Consider the following 19,356-nt stretch of genomic DNA (forward strand, 5'->3'; position numbering starts at 1 on the left):
TGTCAAGCTCTGCATTCCAATCCTCTCCCCAAAACCTGTCATGGTTAGCTACGTGCTGCCTGGGAGCCGTGCCGTTCCGATAGCATTCGCCTCACAGGGTGCCGGGGAGGTGAGCAATCCCATTCTTCCGTTGGAGCGATTTTATAATGCATTGTGGAAATCACTTAGTGTCCGGATCCCCGACGGACTGGCGCGTACTGCACATGGTGGAAGAAGCCACAGATAAGCCTACCCCGATTTTTTTTCATAGCACGAAAATGGAAATGCGCATACTACTACACATTCTTTCCGGACTTATCCTTATAGGCAGCTTTTTCTTGCTGGCGGCATGCGATTCCGACAGCGGACAAGATGAAATCGACAACGTTTTTTCAGTGTCGATCGATGTGATGGAAGAGTCGGGGCTTCAAAGCTCAGTCTCGCTTCAGGGATTCTCGTTCTTTTTTGATGCCGCATCTATGGAGCAAGGACCGGACGACGAATTCTTTTTGGTTTACTTCAACGACACTCAGACGCTTGACGAGAACTCCACGTTCGAAGGCATCTGGGGCACGGCAGGACGTGCAATGGACCGGCCGGCACCAGGCTCGTATCCCGTTGAGACGGATGAAAACTTTGAGATTGACGACGGTCCGTTTCGGTTGTTTTTCTTTGATTTTGACGAGTCCGATATTCCAGTACGGTATCACCTTACCGATGGAGAGCTTGAAATTACGAACTCCTCCTCGGATGTAGTTGAGGCTACGTTCTCAGGCCAGGGAACGCGTTTCTCCTTTGATGTGCAAGACGGTAACCCACAGGAAATCCAAACGCCTGTCCAGATGGAAGGAACGTTCACCGCAGAGCGCCTTGATGATTTCATGTCGATAGGAGGCGATGCGCCACGCGCTTCCATGCCGTAAATGAGCGCGATACGATCCTGCACATCCCCCAAATCCAAACGCCCCCTGTACCGCGCAAGCGATGCAGGGGGCGTTCGGCATGTAGAAAGGAGGTCGCTGCGGCAAGGGTTAGTCTTGCTCTTCAGACTCCTCTTCTTCAGCCTCATCCTCGGCAGGTTCACCGTGTGTAGGCTCCGTTTCTTCGTAGCCCCATGGTGCAGGGGGCGTGTCTACGGTCTCGGTCAGGTCGAATGCAAACTCAAACCGGGCGCCCGTTTCTTCGCGGACCAGGATGTACCGGAACGCCTCATCCGGGTCTATTTCAATGGTCCAGACGTTGGAGGCGGCTGCGGGAATGAGTTCGGCGGTAAACTCATCGGCCGGAAACGACTGGCTGGTGGCTGAACCCTCGTCTGCGGTCTCGCCACCGTATTGCGACACCTCTTCCTCGCTACCGTCTTCTTCACGATGGTCGTGCTTCAGGCGGATAAAGTCATCGCCTTTGGTAAGGATCCACGTGCGTGAGTGATCGTCGCCAACGTGAAGCGGAATGAGAATCTCGGTATCGTAGCATTGGCGTACGTGCATAATCATTTCTTCTCCGTCGAAGTCGCCTTCGTCATCGGGAGAATCAACGGCTTCACCAGCAAACGCCTGGCCGCACAAGGCTTCGATGTTGGCCCAGAACTCGTCTTGGGGGCCTTCGACTCCGGCTTCCATTTCAGCATCGGGGTCGGCATCGGCGTCCTCCGGGTCGACCTCTTCGCCATTACCACAGCCTACAAGCAGGCCAACGCCAACAAATAACAGGAGTGCATATCGTATCATAACAATGGGGGGTGAGTCACAGAATGTAACGGACACGCTAACATAGGCATCAAGAAGGTTGGATGCGAATAATTGGCGCTATGTTGGCTGCTGCTGTCCGTGTAGATGCATTTTTGCTGTGGGATAGTGCTGATGGGCGGGCACACTTGAATGCTATAGTTCAAAATTGTCATCGCGAGGAGGGAGCTTGCGACCGACGCGGCGCTGTGAGCGCTAGCGAACGAGCACTTCCTCCCTACGGTCGGGACGCTTCGCTCCGCTTGCAATGACAAGGTTGTGAGGTTCTTCATACGTTCGGGTTCTCAGGTCTCACCCAAGATTGACGTGCGCCACACCCCTATTGCGGCACAAGCGTAGCGTCGTCGCCGTCGTCAATGCGGGCGATGGTATCTAGACGGCCTATGAAGTCCTGATAGGCCGCGACGGTTGAGTCTTCCTCCAGACCGTTTTGCATAATCGTAAGGGCCTCGCGATACTGGCGCTGAGCAGCCAGCGCACGAGCGCGCCGATGCACGCGTTCAGCGTACGCCGACGGTTCGATATCGGGCGGCGGACCGGTTTGGGGCGCAGGTTGCTGCCGCGCGATGACTTCGTAGTTGTGACGGGCATCGCCGTGGGTTGGGTCGCGCAGCAACACATCCCGATATCCGGCCAGCGCATCGTCAAGCCGCCCAGCCCGGGCTGCATTGGTGGCTGCATTGTAGCGGATGCGTATCTGTTCATCTTCAGACACGGCGTGGGCCTGCGCCTCGGCAAATGCTTCGGCAGCGGCTTCGTAGTTGTCTTGCTGGTACTGAGCTGCCCCTTTGTTATGCATCAGCGCCGCGTACCGGGTGCTGTCGGTTGGATCCACATGGGTAAGCCCTTCTTGATAGGCGGCCTCGGCCTCGGCAAACTGACCGCGGTCGTACAGGGCATTGCCCTCGCGTCCGCTCGTATCGCCGTGGTGGCTAAGCAGACCGCCCAGGAGCAGCAGAAAGAGCATCCAGCGCATCATGGCCTCAGGCATCTGTTAGTGAGGAGGAGGCAGACAGCACCGACTGGCTACGCACAGGAAGCAGATGATCGAGCAGCAGCAAAGCGAGCGCCAATCCCAGCGGCACGGTGAACCACTCGGTGTACGATTCGAATCGCTCTATGCCAATGGGAGAGCGCTCCAAGTTGCGCAGGTCGTTCAAGAGCGGATCCAGAGAGCCTTCGACGGCACCCAGTTCGTAGTACTGTCCAGGTTCGGTAACGAGGGCCTCCAGCGAAGTCGGGTCGAGGTGACTGCGCACCGGATCGCCCGTGGCTGGGTCGGTGCGCCATCCGTCCGGGTCTCCGTCGTCGTTGAAAGCCGGAACGCGAGCGCCATCGCGGGTGCCCACGCCTACGGTGAAGATGGTCAGGTTGTGGGCTTCGGCCTGGCTGCGCGCGTCGTCGATGGCGGCGTCGTGGAATTCGCCATCGGACAAGATCAGCAGGGCCTGGGCGCGGGGCAGCGCGTCGGGATCGGGCGACGGGTCGGGGTCGAGCGCGTGCACGGCGGCTTGCATGGCTCCATCGAGGTTGGTGCCCGGATGGGGCATATCCGGCGGATCCACAATGTCGAGCAGGGTGCTCACGGCGGGGTAGTCGGTGGTGAGGGGGGCGTGCACCATGCCGGTTCCAGCAAACACGACGAGGGCGACGCGGTCGCCGGCCAGCTGGTCGAGCAGACGCCGCAGTTCGTTGCGGGCACGGTCAAGACGCGTGGGGGCGACATCGGCGGCGAGCATCGAATGTGAGAGATCGAGCGCTACGATGAGGTCGAGCCCGCGCTGCTCCACCTCGCGCTCGGCTCCCCCTACCCGCGGACGCGCCAACCCGACGATAAGTGCGGCAATCGTGCAACTCACCGCTACCGCCTGGATTAGCCGGCGCCGTTGGGCATTGTGTACGGAGGTCGCTTCCAGCAGAGGAAAGTGGGCATACAGCCTCTGCCGTTGCCGCCATGCCCACGCAAAGAGCCCAGCCACAACGGGCAGCAGCAGAAGCATCCAGAAGTAGAGCGGACTATGCCATTCCATGGAGGCAGGTTCGGTTTGGGCTGGTGAGCAGATACGCTACGGCACCCGGCGGGCAACGGTCGTGCGCAGCGCCGTGTGCAGCAGAATGAGAAGCAGGCCCGGCACGGCAAAGCGGGCGTAGCGTTCGCTTACATCGGTATGTCGGTAGGTTTCGATTTCGGCCTGTTCCAGTTCACCGATGTCGTCATAGATGGTGCGTAGCGCCCGCGTGTTGGACGCACGAAAATAGCGTCCGCCGGTGGCTTCGGCCATGGTGGTGAGCACGTCTTCATCGACCTCGTCGGTGCCGCCGTTTGACTCCGGCTCGAACGGCGAATCCCCAAACGACCCCACGCCAATGGTGTAGACGCGTACGCCAAGCACGCGCGCCATTTCAGCGGCGGTGAGCGGGTCGATCTCGCCGCGGTTGTTCTGGCCATCGGTAAGCAGAATAACGACCTGGCTGGGGGCTTCTGATTCCTCCAGCCGGTTGAGTGCCGTGGCCAGCGCCGATCCAATGGCTGTGCCCGGCTCAAACTGACCGATGCTGAGCTGCTCGATCACATCGTGCAGGAAATCGCCATCCGTGGTGAGCGGGGCCTGGGTGAACGCTTCACCGGCGAACACAACCAGCCCGATGCGGTCGTGATCGCGACTCTGCACAAACTCTTGCGCCACGTCGCGCGCCGCCTCAAACCGGTTGGGCGGAAAGTCGGTGGCGCGCATTGAGGTGGAGGCATCCAGCGCCAGCATGATGTCGATGCCCTCGGTGGTTTCGATTTCAACGGTGTCGTGGTGCTGCGGACGCGCCAGGGCGACGATGAGCAGCGCCATAGCAAGCAGGCGCAGGATCGGCAGGCTGTGCGCCATCCACACGCGCCAGGAGCGAGGGAGGCGCATCTGGGAAAGGTTCGGAAATCCCAGACCGCCCTGCTTGCGAGCACGCCACCACGACCAGGCGGTCAGTAGCGGCAGGCTGGCAAGGAGCCACAGAACCAGCGGGTAGGCAAACGTCATGCGGCACTGGAGGGATGGTGACGGTCGGCCACGGCATCGATTAAGGCGGGCAGCGCCGTTCCGGCAGGCGCCTGTAGGTGTTCATGCGCCCGATTCGACACCGCACTGGTATCGGGGTTTACGTCGACCACGTAAGCGCCGTGATCGAGAGCAATGAGCGGCAGGTCGGCAGCCGGATACACCACAGCGCTGGTGCCCACGCACAGAAACACATCTGCTTTGCGAGCCCAGTCTTGTGCGGCCTGGATGGCGTCTGCAGGCAGGCGTTCGCCAAACCAAACGACATCCGGACGGATGAGTCCGCCGCAGTCGTTGCATTGCACCGCTTCGTCGGCTTCGATTGCATCCGGATCCAGCCGGTGGGGCGCCTCGCAGTCGATACAGTAGCTGCGAATGATGTTGCCATGCAATTCGATCACCCGCTCGGTGCCGGCGTCCTGGTGCAGGTTGTCTACGTTTTGGGTGATGCAGGCAAACGAGGGAACAAGCTGTTCCAGACGGGTAAGGGCCTGGTGTCCGGCATTGGGCGCGGCCTGTTCAATGGCTTCCTGTCGGTATCGGTACCAGCCCTGCACCAGCGTTGGGTTGTTGAGAAACGCCTCCACGTTTGCGAGCTCTTCGGGACTGAACTGCTCCCACAGGCCATCCGGATCGCGAAACGTGGCGATTCCGCTCTCGGCACTGGCGCCAGCACCGGTAAGCACAGCCACCGTGTTGGCAGCAGCCAGCTCGTCAACAAGGCGATCAGAAAACAGAGACATAGGCAGGCAGAACGGGTGAAAGATTACGAAGTCTCGGGAGCCGTTGCGGGGGCGGTTTCTGGGGGCGAAGGGGGACGCTCCACGGCACGAACAGCCTCTTCGATCGTGGCAATGGCGCGCTGGGTCTCGTGGAGCGCACGGGTGTTCGCAGATCCATCGGGATGCGTATCCGCAAACTTGGCCAGATCCGCCAGTTCCAGCACTGCGTCAATGCGTCCCGCAGCGGGCGGGGGCACATGCGGATGCCGTCGCAGCGCCTCCACCAATTCGGTGGAGGTCCGCTCGTGCGCCGGGATGCGCAGGCGTTCGCTTAAGTACGTGCGCAGCGTGTAGGTAAGTGTCACATAGAACGGTTTGGCCGAGCCCTGGTTGGGCGGCTGCAGCGAGTCAAGCTGCTTTCGAGCGCGGTCGAACGGAGATTTAGGGGGATCCGCAGTGTCTTCTGCAAGCTGATCGGCCCAGGGCCGCCGCCGGACAATCCAGGCGATGAGCGCGAAAAGGGCCAGCACACCCAGCGCGCTGGCGGTCCACACGCGCCATCCATGCGGAAACGATGCGGGCGGCATGAGGCCCTGCATGGCGGTGGTGGTGTCGGCGGGCAACACCGAGGCAATCGGGACGGTGAACGCGTCGGATCCGGCAATGGTGGTGTCTTCGTTTTGCACGATCCAGGCGGGCAGCTCGGGCACCTGGGCGTCGTCCAATTCAAACGTGGTCACGGTGTAGCCGACGCTGTCTATGCGGGCGCCTCGTCGGTATTCGTAAGCCGGTTCGCCGCGATCGAGCACCTGCAGGTCGCCAAAAAGCATCGGACCGGCGTCGGTGTCGGGAAAGGTGACCTCAGACTGAAACGTGTGCTCAACGATCATCCAGAGCGTGGCCTGTTCGCCTACCTGTAGACTGTCGGCATCGAGGTGTGCATCAACATGGGCCGACTGAGCCGACACTGAAAGAGGGAGGAGCAGGAGCAGCAGGCCAAGGCTCCCCAGCGCGATTCCGGGCAGGTGGAAGCGGCTCATGCGCGGTAGGGGCGGCGGTGACGAAAAAACGTGACCAGGGCGTCGGCTACATCGCCATCGGTAGGTAGCGCGATGTGGCCCGCGTTGGCGGTGTGCAGCATGTCTTCTATGCGGCGGTGGCGGCGGTCGTGTTCCGTTTGCAGGCGGCGCTGAACCGACGGGTCGCGGGCATCCACCGTGTGTGGGGTGCCGGTTTCCGGATCCGTAAGGTCAAGCAGTCCATGCGGGGGGAGGGTGGCCTCGCCCGGATCAAACACATGGGCGCCAATGAAGTCGTGCCGCCGCGCTGTGGCATGAAGGAGGTCGGTGTACTGTGTATCCATGAAGTCACTGATAAACAGCACGGTAGCGCGTCGCTCCAGGCTGTTGAGCAGATAGCGCAACGGTACGTTCAGGTTAGTGCGGGTATGGTCTGGCTCGCATGTCAAGAGGCGCTGTAGAGCATGCAGTACGTGGCGGCGCGTGTTGCGAGGGGGGAGCAGCGCCTCAATGCGATCGGTGAAGAGCAGCAGGCCCACGGCGTCGTGCTGATGCAGCGCCGTAAATGCGACCAGGGCGGCGGCCTCGGCAGCGGTAGTGCGCTTGGTGGCATGGGCCGACCCAAACGCTTGCGAGCCCGACACATCCACCGCCAGCATGATGGTCTGCTCGCGCTCTTCTTCGAAGAGTTTGACGTATGTCTCGCCCATCCGCGCCGACACGTTCCAGTCGATGGCACGCACGTCATCGCCCGGTTGATACGGACGCACTTCGGCAAACTCCAGGCCCCGTCCCCGAAAGGTGGACGAATACGCGCCGCTCATCATCGAGTCGACCTGGCCGCGGGTCCGGATTTCCAGATGGCGAATGTAGCGTTTGATGTCAGGCTCCACACGTATAGACGCCCAGTAGGCAGCAAGATAGTAGGCATGATATGTATTGAATCCACCGCGATGGATGCGGTTCGGGCAGGTAGAGTCCGGCTGACGCGTAACATTTCGCGGGATGTGCATGGAGGCACACGCCCAGAATCCTTGCGACTCATGGTTATAGTGGCTACACTACAAGGTGGCAAAAAATCATCGGTAGCGGTTGAGTGGTTAAGTGATTATCAGTGGGCTACATCATCGCGGTCTGCTCAACCCCCTCTGTCTTCGACATCTCCCCCTTGGATAAGGGGGAGAAACCCGTAGGGAGAGGGGGTTCGAACAAGACGAAGCTGCGGTTTTCAATGGCCTTTATCACTTAGCGTCTATCCTCTACCAAATCATCATTCGCCTATCCACCATCCCCCCGCATTCATGGCTACTGCGCACGCCGAGGAGTCTATCGTTGTTACCGGGTTGGGTGCCCTCACCCCGATAGGGCACACGGTTGACGCATTCTGGAAGCATCTGCTGGCCGGAACGAGTGGCGCCGGACCGATCACCAAATTCGACCCGTCCGACTTTCGCACGAAGATTGCGTGCGAGGTGCACGATTTTGATCCAGAAGATCACGGCATCGACCCGAAGTCGGCCCGGAGACAAGATGTGTTCAGCCTCTTTGCATTGGCCGTAGCACGCGAGGCCCTGCGCGACGCCAACTTGCGTCCAGATTCGCTGGATGAGAGCGAGCGCAATCGGTTTGGCGTGGTGTTCGGCACCGGCATTGGCGGCGGCACCATGTTTATGGAGCAAGCCGAGGTGAACTACGAGCGTGGGCCACGGCGCATCTCCCCGTTCTTCGTTCCCATGATGATTAGCAACATGGCGGCGGGACTCATCGCCATGGAATACGAACTGGGCGGCCCCAACCACTGCACGGTATCCGCCTGTGCAAGCGGCAACGATGCCATTGCCGATGGCGCCATGCTGCTGAAACAAGGTCAGGCTGATCGAATGCTCGTGGGCGGCACCGAGGCATCGCTGAACGAACTCTGCCTGGGCGGATTTGGCGCGATGCGGGCGCTATCTACGCGCAACGACGACCCCAAAACGGCCAGTCGTCCGTTCGACAAAGACCGCGATGGATTTGTAGCAGGTGAAGGCGCAGGCGCGCTGGTGCTAGAGCGAAGAAGTGCAGCTGAGGCACGCGGAGCGCACATCTATGCCGAGCTATGCGGATTTGGCAAGTCGAACGATGCCCATCACTTTGCGGCCCCCGACCCCGAGGGCAAGGGTGCCATGCGAGCGATGAAGCAGGCTGTTGAGGACTCCGGGGTGCCTCTCGAAGCCGTTGACCACATCAACATGCATGCGACTTCTACACCGGCTGGCGATCCGGTGGAGTCGAACGCGATCAAAAAGCTCTTTGGCGATCATGCCTACTCGATAAGCTGCTCGGCCACCAAAAGCATGACCGGACACTTGCTGGGGGCAGCCGGAGCCATTGAGGCGGTGGCCACCGTACTGGCCGTGGCCGATGACCACGTGCCGCCTACCATCAACACGCAAACCCCCGATGAGGGCTGCGACTTGGACTACACGCTGCACGAATCCAACAAGCGCACAGTAAACGTGGCGCTGGCCAATGCCTTTGGGTTTGGCGGGCACAACACCACGCTGGCCTTTCGCAAGGTGGACGCATGAGCAATCAGGCGGTGCTTGACCGGGTGAAGGCCGTTATCCAGACTACAGGTGGCCCTTTTGATCTCATTGATCTGCAAGCGACCCACGGTCCGGTTGTTGGGCGGGTCTTGAAACACGGCACCCAGCTGTTTTGCACCGACACCACCCTGTATGGGGCGCTCATCGCCCGCTGGGTTACCGACCAGGCCGATTGGATGCCCTTGCGACGCCGCATCGTACAAACACGTCTGAAGCAATGGATCGAGTCCTGATCGACCTGATAAGTAGGCCCACATAGGAATGTTCGAGTATGTCATTGCGAGGAGCGCTAGCGACGCGGCAATCTTGTGCCTTCTAAGCAGAATAAACCGCTCTAACGGGCGCATGAGATCGCCCCCCAGGAGTACTTGTTCGCTGCGCTCACAGCGCCGCGTCGGTCGCAGGCTCCCTCCTCGCGATGACAAGGTGTAAATGTATTTTTGCTGATCTACTTATTGCTCTTAGCAAAGAAACCGAATAGGTTGCGTGGAATAAAGGCTACTGCGAGTCAGCGACAAAAGCTTGCAAGCCATGTCTGCATTCGATACGTACCGGGCCACACTGCGTAGACGAACGCATCAGGACATGCGTGAGCAGGACAAGCGGCGTGCACAGGCGAGATCCACTGCATGCAAGGTGGCACAGTGGCTGCGTTCAACGTACGGCGTGCGTCGTGTCGTGCTCTTTGGATCTCTGGCGGAAGAGAAGGTGCCGCTTGGCCCGCGCTCCGATATTGACCTTGCGGTGTGGGGCATCGCCCCTGAGCTGTATTTCGAAGCCGTAGCCCGAACTCAAGACGAGGCCGCCCCATTTTCAGTGGATCTTGTGCAGGCCGAACGATGCGCCGCTTCACTCCGAGCAGTTATTGCACGTGATGGGATTGTGCTATGAGATCGCCGCTGTGCATATGTGCTACATTGATGAAGCGGGAACGCATTAGGGGAGCGGCGATACACCCGATTGTGACAAAGTGAATACGCGGAAGCTTAGAAGTTTCCATTCTCAACGACCCGAAGCACCGTTTCTTTCTTACACCTCTATTTCATGCCAACCGACAAGCAAGTAACCAGCAAAATCCCAGAGGACCGTCCTGGAGCTAAAGGCGAGCGTCCCGTGGCACTCGTCACCGGCGTAACCGGCCAAGACGGATCGTACCTGGCCGAGTTGTTGCTCGATAAGGGATACGAAGTGCACGGCATCAAGCGGAGAACCTCGCAGTTCAACACGGATCGCATCGACCATCTGTACACCGATCCGCACGAGGAGGAGGTGCGCTTTTTCCTCCACTACGGCGACATGACCGACTCGTCAAACCTGATTCGCATTGTACAGGAGACGCAGCCGGACGAAATCTACAACCTGGCTGCGCAGAGTCACGTGCAGGTCAGCTTCGATAGTCCCGAGTACACCGCCGACGTGGATGCACTGGGTACGCTGCGGCTTTTGGAAGCCATTCGCATCCTGGATCTGACCGACAAGACGCGGTTCTACCAGGCGTCGACCTCAGAGCTGTACGGCAAGGTGCAAGAAACGCCACAGAGCGAAACGACCCCGTTTTACCCGCGGAGTCCCTACGCGGCCGCCAAACTCTACGCCTACTGGATAACAGTGAACTACCGAGAAGCGTACGACATCCACGCCTCCAACGGGATTCTGTTTAACCATGAGAGCCCTCGCCGCGGCGAAACCTTCGTGACGCGTAAGATCACCCGCGCCGCTGCCCGCATTAAAGTCGGCTTGCAAGAAAAGACCTACCTCGGCAACCTTGACGCCAAGCGCGACTGGGGCCACGCCCGCGACTACGTGGAGGGCATGTACTTGATGCTCCAGCAAGACACACCCGACGACTATGTGCTGGCCACGGGTCAGACCACAACCGTGCGCGACTTCGCGACGCTCGCCTTCAAAGCCGCCGACATCGACATCGTGTGGAAGGGCGAGGGCGAAGACGAAAAAGGCTACGACGCCGACACCGGGCAGTGCGTCGTCGACATCGACCCCCGTTACTACCGTCCGACCGAAGTCGACCTGCTCCTGGGCGACGCCGAGAAAGCCCGCACGCAGCTGGGTTGGACGCCGAAGTACTCACTGGAGGAGATGGCCGAGGAGATGGTGGCTGGAGATATCGTTGAAGCGAAGGAAGAGATGGTCGTGCAGCGAGATTCGTAGCCGTCCCTTTTGACAGCTCATTGAATCGCGCTGTACGTTCAGCGTAACCGACAACACGACCTATGGAAATCCTGCGCACCTTTTTTGATCTCCTCACGGCTCGCGAGAAGCGCAACCTGGCGTTGTTGTTCGTGGCTGTAGTCATTATGGCCGGGTTGGAGGTGGTGAGTGTTGCTTCGATTATGCCTTTCCTCTCGGTAGCCGCCGACCCGGCGAGCGTGCAGGAAAACGTCTATCTCAGTTGGGTTTACGAAACCCTTGGCTTCACAGACACCAACACCTTTCTGATTGCTCTAGGGCTCGCCGCGCTGGTGGCGATGATTCTAAGCAATGCGTTTATCATCTTCACGACCTGGGCGTTGTATCGCTACGCATGGGGGCGTAACCATACGCTTTCGTACCGACTACTCAAAAGTTACCTGAACCGTCCGTACGAATACTTCCTTACCCGCAACAGCTCCGAATTAGGAAAGAACATCCTTGAGGAGGTGAAGGAGGTGGTGAATGAGATGCTGATTCAGACTCTCAAAGGAGGGGCAAAGGGGATCGTTGCTCTATTCATTATAGGGTTTCTTGTCTTCGTTGACCCGATGGTAGCCCTCCTTGTAGCCGTAGTCCTTGGGGTCGCCTACGTTGCAATTTACTACGCTGTCAAAAATCGGATCGATGTGTACGGTCAGAAGCGCGTGAAGACAAACTCAGATCGCTATCAGGTGGTTAGTGAGGCGTTTGGGGGAATTAAAGAAGTTAAGCTACTGGGTAAAGAAGAAGCATTTCTTGATCAATATAAAACTCCATCAAAGTGGTATTCGCGCTTCCAGGCACGCTATCGCATCGTTCGGCTCGCGCCCCGTTACCTGTTAGAGGCCGTAGCATTTGGAGGGATTATACTTATTGCCGTTTATCTTATCGCCGTGCAAGAGAATGTGCAGCAAGTGATCCCTGTATTGGGTCTGTACGCATTTGCGGGATACCGACTGATGCCCGCATTGCAACAGGCATTTAAGGGAATCGCAAGTGCTCGTTTCAACATTGCCGCACTGAATGCAGTGCGTGATGGTCTCAAAAATACGCCTGCTTCCTCCGAGTTCAAGAGGGGGCGTAATGGCGAAGAAACAGGTGCATCGAAGTCGATAGCACTTGAAGACCAACTCATACTTGATAATGTCAGCTTCGCGTACCCCGATGCGGAGGAACCAGCCATTAAAAACCTTTCGCTGGGGATTCCCGCGCACACAACGGTTGGATTTGTTGGAAAAACCGGGTCGGGCAAAACTACGGCTGTTGATCTCATCCTGGGACTTCTTCGTCCACAGCAAGGCACTATTTCTGTAGATGGCGTGTCTCTCGAAGAGGGAAATCTTCGGTCATGGCAGCAGAACATCGGGTACGTACCGCAGCATATCTATCTTTCCGACGATACAATTGCGCATAACATTGCGTTTGGGGTGCCTGAAGACGAGATTGATATGGATGCCGTTCGGGATGCCGCGCGTCGGGCACATATTTTTGACTTCATAGACAACGAACTTCCCAACAAGTGGGAGACGATTGTGGGCGAGCGTGGGGTAAAGCTCTCGGGGGGACAGCAGCAGCGCATCGGCATTGCCCGTGCGCTATATCATAACCCCTCCGTGCTTGTCTTTGATGAGGCCACAAGCGCGCTGGATCAGGCGACGGAGGCCAGCGTCATGGAAGCGATTTACGAACTGGAGGGTGAACACACGATGATTATGATTGCCCATCGTCTGAGCACGGTAAAGCGGGCCGATAATATTGTGATGTTGGAGCGTGGGCAGAAGGTAGGAGAAGGAGCTTATAAGGAACTGGCAGCAAAACATGAAAAGTTCCAGTCTATGGCATTCTAATTGGTGGTAACCGCCGTGCGCTCTTCTCTTTAGGGTAGTCAGACATTATGAAACGAGTACTTTTCTATCACCCGCAGCCGTTGGCAAATCACCCAGTTAAGGGGAGTGAGGTACGTCCGGTACAAATGGAAAAAGCCTTTCGATCAATTGGCTACCGCGTCGATTCAGTAACGGGGTTTAGCTATGAGCGAAAGAAGAAAATGAACAAAATCCGTGCATTGATTCAGGAAGGGCTCACGTATGACTTCGCCTATGTAGAGTCGTGGAATGTCCCGATACCGTTAAGTGACGACCATCATCTGCCGTTGCGCCCATTTCAAGATTATGCCTTTTTCTCTTTTCTCCGGCAAAACCACGTTCCTATTGGGATCTACTATCGAGATATCTACTGGCAGGCCGAAGAGCACGCCTACAAAAATGTGTGGTGGAAGCGAATCCCCAAGCGGCTTTTTCTCTGGATAGAGTGGGCGATGTTTTGTCGGTATATGAGTCACCTGTTCTTGCCGACCTGGGAAATACGAAGCCTTCTACCTACAGATTGGCCCGCTTCAAAGACGAGTGCGCTCCCTCCAGGATGCCAGACACACTTAAACGGGGAGGCAAAAGGGGCAGAAGTAGATACGGCGAATGATCGGATAAAGTTGTTTTATGTTGGAGGGGTTACCCCACCGTATTATGACCTTACTCCGCTCTTTGAGTTGGCTGAATCCCTTGAGAGTGTTCATCTTACGGTTTGTTGTCGGGAGCCAGAGTGGGCTAGTCAAGCGTCATATTATCAGGACATTGATTTTAAACACGTCGAGATTGTGCATGCTTCCAGTGACGAGATTGGCAAGTATTATAAATCTGCGGATGTGGTTGCTGATTTGCGGGCCCCCAAAGGATATCTCCGCACTGCGCTTCCTATCAAAACGGTAGAAGCAATTGGTTATCAAGTTCCAACAGTCATGAGAAAGGGGTCTTCGGCTGCAAACTTTGTTGAGCAAGAAAACACGGGGTGGGTCGTACGGTCTACAGAGGAAGCAAAGCAGTTGCTAGGGCAGTTGTGCGAACACCCTGAACGTATTGAGGCAAAGCGAGAGGCCGTTAAAGCTGCGCAAGATCAACATACTTGGGAAGCCCGTGCTCGGCAGGCAGCACATACCCTGACCACTTGACCTCAAGCCAAAATCGACTATTTGTGTCAATCAGGTTGAACAGAGCCTGATGAGGTATTAAGCCAGAAGTGATTTGTGTGACGGATTAGGTAATACGATGTCAAAGCAACAAATCTTTATTATTGGTACAGGACGGTCCGGGTCGACGGTTCTGCGACGGATATTGGGGCTTCACTCCAACGTGTACGCATATCCGAATGAGCTCCGCTTTATTGCGGATGCCGATGGTCTTTGCGACCTCATTGACCGTATGTCTTCTGACTGGAATCCATTCAATGCAAGCCTGGCCATTCATCGATTTAAGAAGTTAGTACTTCAGGGGATTTGTCAGAGTCGCGCATATCATCGTGCAAAGAGCTCCGTCGCTGTGCGTACAGGATATACGCCCTGTCGGTATCGTTCACTTAGAATTGATGATATTCTTCCTGAGGGGCACGTAAAGCAGGTGCTATCTACGTTTATAGATCGCATTACATTGGACGAAAAGGCAGGTCGTTGGTATGGGTCGCCTTCATATACAAAGATGCCCGCTCTGTATGTTACTGAGCCCGTCGACCGCGAGTGCATTATGCAGGAGGCAGGACAGTTTGTCGACAACTTGTTGTCGTACCCACTCAAAAGCGAGGAAGCAGCATGGTGTGATGACACCCCTATCAATGTGCTTTATGCACGTCAAATTGCCGAAATGCTTCCTGCAGCTCGGCTTATTCATATCTATCGTGACCCACGTGACGTTGTTGCCTCTTACGCAGATCAACAACAGCTCTGGGCGCCTAACGATTTCGAGGCCTGTGCAAAATGGGTCGTGACCATTATGCAGCGATGGTGGAAGGTGCAGAAACGCCTTCCTGCCAATCAGTATATCGAGGTGTGTTACGAGGATTTGGTTCGTGAACAAGAGCGCTATTTAAAGAAGGTGATTAACTTTGCAGGTTTTGAGTTTGAGGAGGAACTAATGGATATTGAACTGACGGATAAGTCAATTGGACGATACAAACGAGATATCCCTCCCTCAAAAAGACAGAAAGTTGTGTCGATCCTGCAGCCTGTTATGGAAGAATATGACTACGCCCTCAAAGGTGCGCGTTGAAGGATTTTGGGAATATCCATAGTCATATGCAATATGGAGGGAGTCTACAATAGCGTTTGCGACTTCCCCTTGATACACTTAACAAAATAGCGTTGAGAAGAACTTCGGCTAATCTGGAGCCCCCTTCTCACAACCAGAAATGTTTATCGCTCAACACAACTAAAAGAAAAAGAACATGCTCAACTTTGCTATTATCGGCTGCGGACGCATTGCCAAACGTCACGCGAAGCATATCGCTAATCAAGGAAAATTAGTTGCCGTATGCGACGTTCAAGAAAATAAAGCTCTTCGCTTGGCAGAGCAATATAATGCAGCGTCTTACACAAACCTCTCTACAATGCTGAAGGAAATGACTTCAGAAGTAGATGTGGTTGCGGTATGTACGCCGAATGGATTGCATGCAGAGCACACAGTGCAAGCCCTTCGTCACGGGTATCATGTGCTCTGTGAAAAGCCAATGGCGCTTACCGTAGCTGACTGTGGGCGTATGATTACCGAGGCCGAAAAAGCAAATAAGCGGCTACTGATCGTAAAGCAAAACCGATTTAATCCACCCATTGAGGCGGTAAAAAATGCAATCGATGAAGGCCGGCTGGGCCGAATATTCAACGTGCAGATAAACTGTTTTTGGAACCGGCATGCTGAATACTATAACAGTTCGGAATGGCGAGGATCAGAGCGTTTAGATGGTGGCACATTGTTTACGCAGTTCAGCCACTTCGTGGACATCTTGTACTGGATGGTAGGAGATGTGTCAGAAGCATATTCTGTATCTGAAAACTTTGCGCATCAAGCTACTACAGACTTTGACGATACAGGAGTTATTGCGCTTCGCTTTGAAAGTGGCGCCATCGGAGGGATTCACCATACGACCAATGCTTATGGCGGCAACATGGAGGGATCGATTACCCTGTTTGGGGAAAAAGGGACCGTCAAAATAGGCGGAGAGTATCTCAATGAGCTTGAATATCAGAACATAGAAGACTACGAAATCACGGGACTCAAGCAGTCTGCAGGTGCAAACGACTACGGGACGTACAAAGGCTCTATGTCAAATCATGATGAGGTCTACAAAAACCTCTCTAATGTGCTCGAAAACGGTGGACAAGCCGCAACGGTGGGATACGAGGGGCTCAAGACCGTAGAGATCATTGAGAAAATACACGCAGCCTCTCAAGTGTCGCGTGGCCTAGCCGCCTCAGTGTAAAGAGGAGACGCAATGGGCATAAGTAGATGGTTGTTTAAGAAGGGTGGATATGATGAAGGTCGATCCAGAGGTTTGGGAAGCGAGTATCCGAGACGTTCAGTTTGGAGACGATGTGACGATCGTTCGTCCGGTTAATATGTACGAATGTGCTGTTGGAGATGAGACGTTTATTGGACCGTTCGTCGAAATCCAAAAAGGGGTGACAATTGGAAAGCGATGCAAGATACAATCTCATTCGTTTATTTGCGAACTAGTCACTATAGGCGATGACTGCTTTGTGTCGCATGGAGTAATGTTTATCAATGATCGTTTTCAAGAAGGAGGGCCTGCTGGAGGAGACACCTCTAAATGGGAGGAAACGGTTATTGGAGACAATGTATCGATTGGTACAAATGCGACTATAATGCCAGTGGACATCTGTGAAAATACCGTCATTGGAGCGGGGGCTGTTGTGACTAAGGATATCACAGAACCTGGCGTATACGTGGGGAATCCCGCTCAAAAGCTTCGGTCGTTATAGTTTTTGGCACTAGCTTGGATTTTCAAAACTTTAACCAGAGTGTAATTGCTACTATGGACGTTCCATTCGTTGACCTCAGTGCACAGTATCAGTCTATTCAAGGCGAAATCGATGACGCAATACAGCGTGTGATCGACGATACGGCATTTGTCAGAGGAGACTATGTTGCGGAATTTGAGCAGAAATATGAAGAGGCATACGGCGTTGACCACTGTATTGGGGTAGGAAATGGAACCGATGCCATATATATCGCTCTACGAATGCTTGGAATTGGCTCGGGGGACGAGGTGATTACCGTAGCAAACAGCTGGATTTCAACATCGGAGACGATTAGTCAAGCAGGGGCCACTCCGGTTTTTGTTGATATTGAGTCGGACTACTTTAACATAGATGCTTCACTCATCGAGGAAAAAATAACGCCCCGTACGAAAGCTATTATTCCCGTTCATTTGTACGGTCAGCCCGCACAAATGGACGCTATTATGGATATTGCCGAAAAGCACGACCTATATGTTGTTGAGGATTGCGCTCAAGCGCATTTCGCTACCTACAAAGACAGAAATGTAGGGACATACGGCGATGCCGCGACATTTAGTTTCTATCCTGCTAAAAATCTTGGCGCCTATGGTGATGCAGGGGCAATCATTACGAACAATGATGAGCTTGCAACGCGTTGCCGGATGTTCAGCAACCATGGAGCGCTTGAGAAGCATACGCATAAAATAGAAGGGCTAAACAGTCGTCTTGACGGCCTGCAAGCATCCATACTGTCGGTAAAGCTCGACCACATTCATGAATGGACACGTGCGCGTCAGGAGCACGCCTCTCGTTATGACAAACTGCTTGCAGACATTGACGAGGTGACCATCCCCTCTGTTCGTCCGAATGCAACACACGTCTATCACCTCTACGTTATACGTGCAGAACAGCGCGATGCACTGCAAGAGTATTTGGAAAAAAGGGGCGTGTCCACATCATTGCACTATCCGACTCCACTTCCATTCTTAGAGGCCTACAAAGAGTTTGGGCATACCACTGAAGACTTTCCGGTTGCATACCGGTATCAAGACGAGATTCTTTCACTTCCGATGTATCCTGAACTCCAAAATGAGATGATCGAAAAGGTGGCCTCAGATATCCGGGATTTTTTCAGTAACGGGCACAGCTATTAAATATGCGTAGAGCACCATTCTTGCACCGAGTTGGCGGAAAAGCAATTGAAGCGATTGGGGCATTCAATCCTTGTCGTATTGACGAAACGATTGTAATTGCTGGAGTGCCACGTTCAGGAACGACGTGGCTTCTTGAAATACTACAAACGCTTTCTGGATACAAGGCCTTAAACGAGCCTCTGAGTGCTCCACGTGCATTCAATCAGTATGGGTTTTCCTGGAGAACCTATATTCCGCCCGAGGGGAAAGCCGAACGTCAGCGCGCATATATAGAAAAAGCGTTAACTGGACGTTTGGGAGTGTCGGGATGGAAGTTCGATGCTTCGTCACGTCCTCTTCAGCTTGTTGAGCATGCTACGCGTGATCGTCTCATCGTCAAGTTCTGCCGTCTCAACCGGATGTTCCACTGGTTCCTCGGGGAGTTTGACACACGAGCCACGGTGCTTCTAATGCGGCATCCCTGCGCTGTTGTTGCTTCTATGCTCAATCATGGATCATGGAATGAAGAGGGCCACTTGGACGTTTTAGGCGCGTCACGAGCAGAACAGGCGTTACATGGTGGTGAGTTACCGCCTTCTTTAGAAGAGGTGTTTCGCCCCATCTTAGATCGTATATCAACTCAGGTTGAGGTCTTGGCTACAATGTGGTGTCTGGACCACTATATACCCTTGATTCACCATCCTCAAGAAAATAATGGTCGGTGGCTCCTCGTCACATATGAACGTCTAGTCACAGAAGGAGAGGCCGAGTTGAACCGTATAGCGGAAGAGGTGGGAGTAAAGGTGTCTCCTGAAATGCTTAGTTATCTTGAGAGCCCATCAGCCTCGGTGAAAGATAAACTTCGCCAAGACCCTTATAGGCAGTTAGCAAAGTGGAGAGACCGGCTGACTGGCTCGCAAGTCAAACAGGTATTGTCTATTGTTGAAGAGGTTGGACTCGCTGATTTCTACACAGATCAGTTGGAGCCAAGTAAAAAGCGAATAGCAAAGTTTTACTGACAAGATCCGTGTCGGCACGAAGCGGGTTTTCATCAAAAGCGATATGACGTAAGGTGAGATATATCTGGTGTAGTG

At 55.1% G+C, this 19,356-nt stretch carries 19 protein-coding genes and 1 pseudogene; 13 read left to right on the forward strand and 7 right to left on the reverse strand.

The window, feature by feature from the left end:
• The first annotated feature begins 263 nt into the window (after positions 1-263).
• Positions 264-902, forward strand: coding sequence for a hypothetical protein (locus ACZ5AL_RS00455; protein ID WP_464511432.1), 639 nt, complete (start codon positions 264-266; stop codon positions 900-902).
• 108 nt (positions 903-1,010) lie between these two features.
• On the opposite strand, the gene ACZ5AL_RS00460 is transcribed toward ACZ5AL_RS00455, so the two are convergent.
• The 7 genes from ACZ5AL_RS00460 to ACZ5AL_RS00490 all read right to left on the reverse strand — a co-directional run bounded on the left by ACZ5AL_RS00460 (position 1,011) and on the right by ACZ5AL_RS00490 (position 7,525).
• Positions 1,011-1,709, reverse strand: a complete 699-nt coding sequence (locus tag ACZ5AL_RS00460; RefSeq protein WP_464511433.1) for a hypothetical protein — start codon at positions 1,707-1,709, stop codon at positions 1,011-1,013.
• Between the two features lie 337 nt (positions 1,710-2,046).
• A complete protein-coding gene (locus ACZ5AL_RS00465) occupies positions 2,047-2,706 on the reverse strand; it encodes a hypothetical protein (RefSeq protein ID WP_464511434.1) in 660 nt (219 codons plus the stop codon).
• A gap of 4 nt (positions 2,707-2,710) precedes the next feature.
• Complete coding sequence (locus tag ACZ5AL_RS00470; RefSeq protein ID WP_464511436.1) at positions 2,711-3,757, reverse strand: vWA domain-containing protein; 1,047 nt, start codon at positions 3,755-3,757, stop codon at positions 2,711-2,713.
• Positions 3,758-3,793: 36 nt separating this feature from the next.
• Complete coding sequence (locus ACZ5AL_RS00475) at positions 3,794-4,753, reverse strand: vWA domain-containing protein (RefSeq protein ID WP_464511437.1); 960 nt, start codon at positions 4,751-4,753, stop codon at positions 3,794-3,796.
• On the reverse strand, positions 4,750-5,514 hold the full coding sequence (locus ACZ5AL_RS00480) for an SIR2 family NAD-dependent protein deacylase (protein ID WP_464511439.1): 765 nt from the start codon (positions 5,512-5,514) through the stop codon (positions 4,750-4,752). The genes ACZ5AL_RS00475 and ACZ5AL_RS00480 overlap by 4 nt, the downstream gene beginning before the upstream one ends.
• Positions 5,515-5,537: 23 nt before the next feature.
• A complete protein-coding gene (locus ACZ5AL_RS00485) occupies positions 5,538-6,533 on the reverse strand; it encodes a hypothetical protein (RefSeq protein ID WP_464511440.1) in 996 nt (331 codons plus the stop codon).
• Positions 6,530-7,525 (reverse strand): DUF58 domain-containing protein, encoded by a 996-nt coding sequence (locus ACZ5AL_RS00490; RefSeq protein WP_464511441.1) that lies wholly within the window; start codon positions 7,523-7,525, stop codon positions 6,530-6,532. The genes ACZ5AL_RS00485 and ACZ5AL_RS00490 overlap by 4 nt, the downstream gene beginning before the upstream one ends.
• A gap of 288 nt (positions 7,526-7,813) precedes the next feature.
• Between ACZ5AL_RS00490 and fabF the strand changes: the two genes are divergently transcribed.
• From fabF to ACZ5AL_RS00550, 12 genes and pseudogenes are all read left to right on the forward strand, one after another.
• Positions 7,814-9,082 carry a beta-ketoacyl-ACP synthase II gene (gene fabF, locus ACZ5AL_RS00495; RefSeq protein ID WP_464511443.1) on the forward strand — a complete coding sequence of 423 codons (1,269 nt, stop codon included), beginning with the start codon at positions 7,814-7,816 and terminating at the stop codon, positions 9,080-9,082.
• Entirely contained in the window at positions 9,079-9,333 is a 255-nt protein-coding gene (locus tag ACZ5AL_RS00500; RefSeq protein ID WP_464511444.1) for a hypothetical protein, read from the forward strand. Before fabF ends, ACZ5AL_RS00500 begins: the two co-directional genes overlap by 4 nt.
• Before the next feature lie 298 nt (positions 9,334-9,631).
• On the forward strand, positions 9,632-9,991 hold the full coding sequence (locus ACZ5AL_RS00505; protein WP_464511446.1) for a nucleotidyltransferase family protein: 360 nt from the start codon (positions 9,632-9,634) through the stop codon (positions 9,989-9,991).
• A gap of 153 nt (positions 9,992-10,144) precedes the next feature.
• Positions 10,145-11,269, forward strand: a complete 1,125-nt coding sequence (gene gmd / locus ACZ5AL_RS00510; protein ID WP_464511447.1) for a GDP-mannose 4,6-dehydratase — start codon at positions 10,145-10,147, stop codon at positions 11,267-11,269.
• A 62-nt stretch (positions 11,270-11,331) separates the two neighbouring features.
• A complete protein-coding gene (locus tag ACZ5AL_RS00515; RefSeq protein WP_464511449.1) occupies positions 11,332-13,137 on the forward strand; it encodes an ABC transporter ATP-binding protein in 1,806 nt (601 codons plus the stop codon).
• 47 nt (positions 13,138-13,184) lie between these two features.
• Positions 13,185-14,294, forward strand: a complete 1,110-nt coding sequence (locus ACZ5AL_RS00520) for a glycosyltransferase family protein (protein ID WP_464511450.1) — start codon at positions 13,185-13,187, stop codon at positions 14,292-14,294.
• A gap of 97 nt (positions 14,295-14,391) precedes the next feature.
• Positions 14,392-14,508, forward strand: a pseudogene (locus ACZ5AL_RS00525) (sulfotransferase); the annotation flags it as partial.
• 36 nt (positions 14,509-14,544) lie between these two features.
• Positions 14,545-15,384 (forward strand): sulfotransferase family protein, encoded by an 840-nt coding sequence (locus ACZ5AL_RS00530; RefSeq protein ID WP_464513305.1) that lies wholly within the window; start codon positions 14,545-14,547, stop codon positions 15,382-15,384.
• A 175-nt stretch (positions 15,385-15,559) separates the two neighbouring features.
• Complete coding sequence (locus ACZ5AL_RS00535; protein ID WP_464511451.1) at positions 15,560-16,591, forward strand: Gfo/Idh/MocA family protein; 1,032 nt, start codon at positions 15,560-15,562, stop codon at positions 16,589-16,591.
• A gap of 49 nt (positions 16,592-16,640) precedes the next feature.
• The gene (locus ACZ5AL_RS00540; RefSeq protein ID WP_464511453.1) at positions 16,641-17,111 is read left to right on the forward strand and encodes an acyltransferase; all 471 of its coding nucleotides are present in this window, start codon (positions 16,641-16,643) and stop codon (positions 17,109-17,111) included.
• 53 nt (positions 17,112-17,164) lie between these two features.
• Positions 17,165-18,283, forward strand: coding sequence for a DegT/DnrJ/EryC1/StrS family aminotransferase (locus tag ACZ5AL_RS00545; protein WP_464511454.1), 1,119 nt, complete (start codon positions 17,165-17,167; stop codon positions 18,281-18,283).
• A gap of 20 nt (positions 18,284-18,303) precedes the next feature.
• Positions 18,304-19,281, forward strand: coding sequence for a sulfotransferase domain-containing protein (locus tag ACZ5AL_RS00550; protein ID WP_464511455.1), 978 nt, complete (start codon positions 18,304-18,306; stop codon positions 19,279-19,281).
• Positions 19,282-19,356 lie beyond the last annotated feature (75 nt).

This window comes from Natronotalea proteinilytica (assembly GCF_055379935.1).

Coding starts and splice junctions, on each gene's coding strand:
- ACZ5AL_RS00475 (WP_464511437.1), bottom strand. CDS start 4,753: ATGACGTTTGCCTACCCGCTGGTTCTGTGGCTCCTTGCCAGCCTGCCG.
- gmd (WP_464511447.1), top strand. CDS start 10,145: ATGCCAACCGACAAGCAAGTAACCAGCAAAATCCCAGAGGACCGTCCT.
- ACZ5AL_RS00515 (WP_464511449.1), top strand. CDS start 11,332: ATGGAAATCCTGCGCACCTTTTTTGATCTCCTCACGGCTCGCGAGAAG.
- fabF (WP_464511443.1), top strand. CDS start 7,814: ATGGCTACTGCGCACGCCGAGGAGTCTATCGTTGTTACCGGGTTGGGT.
- ACZ5AL_RS00455 (WP_464511432.1), top strand. CDS start 264: ATGCGCATACTACTACACATTCTTTCCGGACTTATCCTTATAGGCAGC.
- ACZ5AL_RS00520 (WP_464511450.1), top strand. CDS start 13,185: ATGAAACGAGTACTTTTCTATCACCCGCAGCCGTTGGCAAATCACCCA.
- ACZ5AL_RS00540 (WP_464511453.1), top strand. CDS start 16,641: ATGATGAAGGTCGATCCAGAGGTTTGGGAAGCGAGTATCCGAGACGTT.
- ACZ5AL_RS00500 (WP_464511444.1), top strand. CDS start 9,079: ATGAGCAATCAGGCGGTGCTTGACCGGGTGAAGGCCGTTATCCAGACT.
- ACZ5AL_RS00530 (WP_464513305.1), top strand. CDS start 14,545: ATGTCTTCTGACTGGAATCCATTCAATGCAAGCCTGGCCATTCATCGA.
- ACZ5AL_RS00545 (WP_464511454.1), top strand. CDS start 17,165: ATGGACGTTCCATTCGTTGACCTCAGTGCACAGTATCAGTCTATTCAA.
- ACZ5AL_RS00490 (WP_464511441.1), bottom strand. CDS start 7,525: ATGCACATCCCGCGAAATGTTACGCGTCAGCCGGACTCTACCTGCCCG.
- ACZ5AL_RS00505 (WP_464511446.1), top strand. CDS start 9,632: ATGTCTGCATTCGATACGTACCGGGCCACACTGCGTAGACGAACGCAT.
- ACZ5AL_RS00480 (WP_464511439.1), bottom strand. CDS start 5,514: ATGTCTCTGTTTTCTGATCGCCTTGTTGACGAGCTGGCTGCTGCCAAC.
- ACZ5AL_RS00470 (WP_464511436.1), bottom strand. CDS start 3,757: ATGGAATGGCATAGTCCGCTCTACTTCTGGATGCTTCTGCTGCTGCCC.
- ACZ5AL_RS00535 (WP_464511451.1), top strand. CDS start 15,560: ATGCTCAACTTTGCTATTATCGGCTGCGGACGCATTGCCAAACGTCAC.
- ACZ5AL_RS00465 (WP_464511434.1), bottom strand. CDS start 2,706: ATGATGCGCTGGATGCTCTTTCTGCTGCTCCTGGGCGGTCTGCTTAGC.
- ACZ5AL_RS00460 (WP_464511433.1), bottom strand. CDS start 1,709: ATGATACGATATGCACTCCTGTTATTTGTTGGCGTTGGCCTGCTTGTA.
- ACZ5AL_RS00485 (WP_464511440.1), bottom strand. CDS start 6,533: ATGAGCCGCTTCCACCTGCCCGGAATCGCGCTGGGGAGCCTTGGCCTG.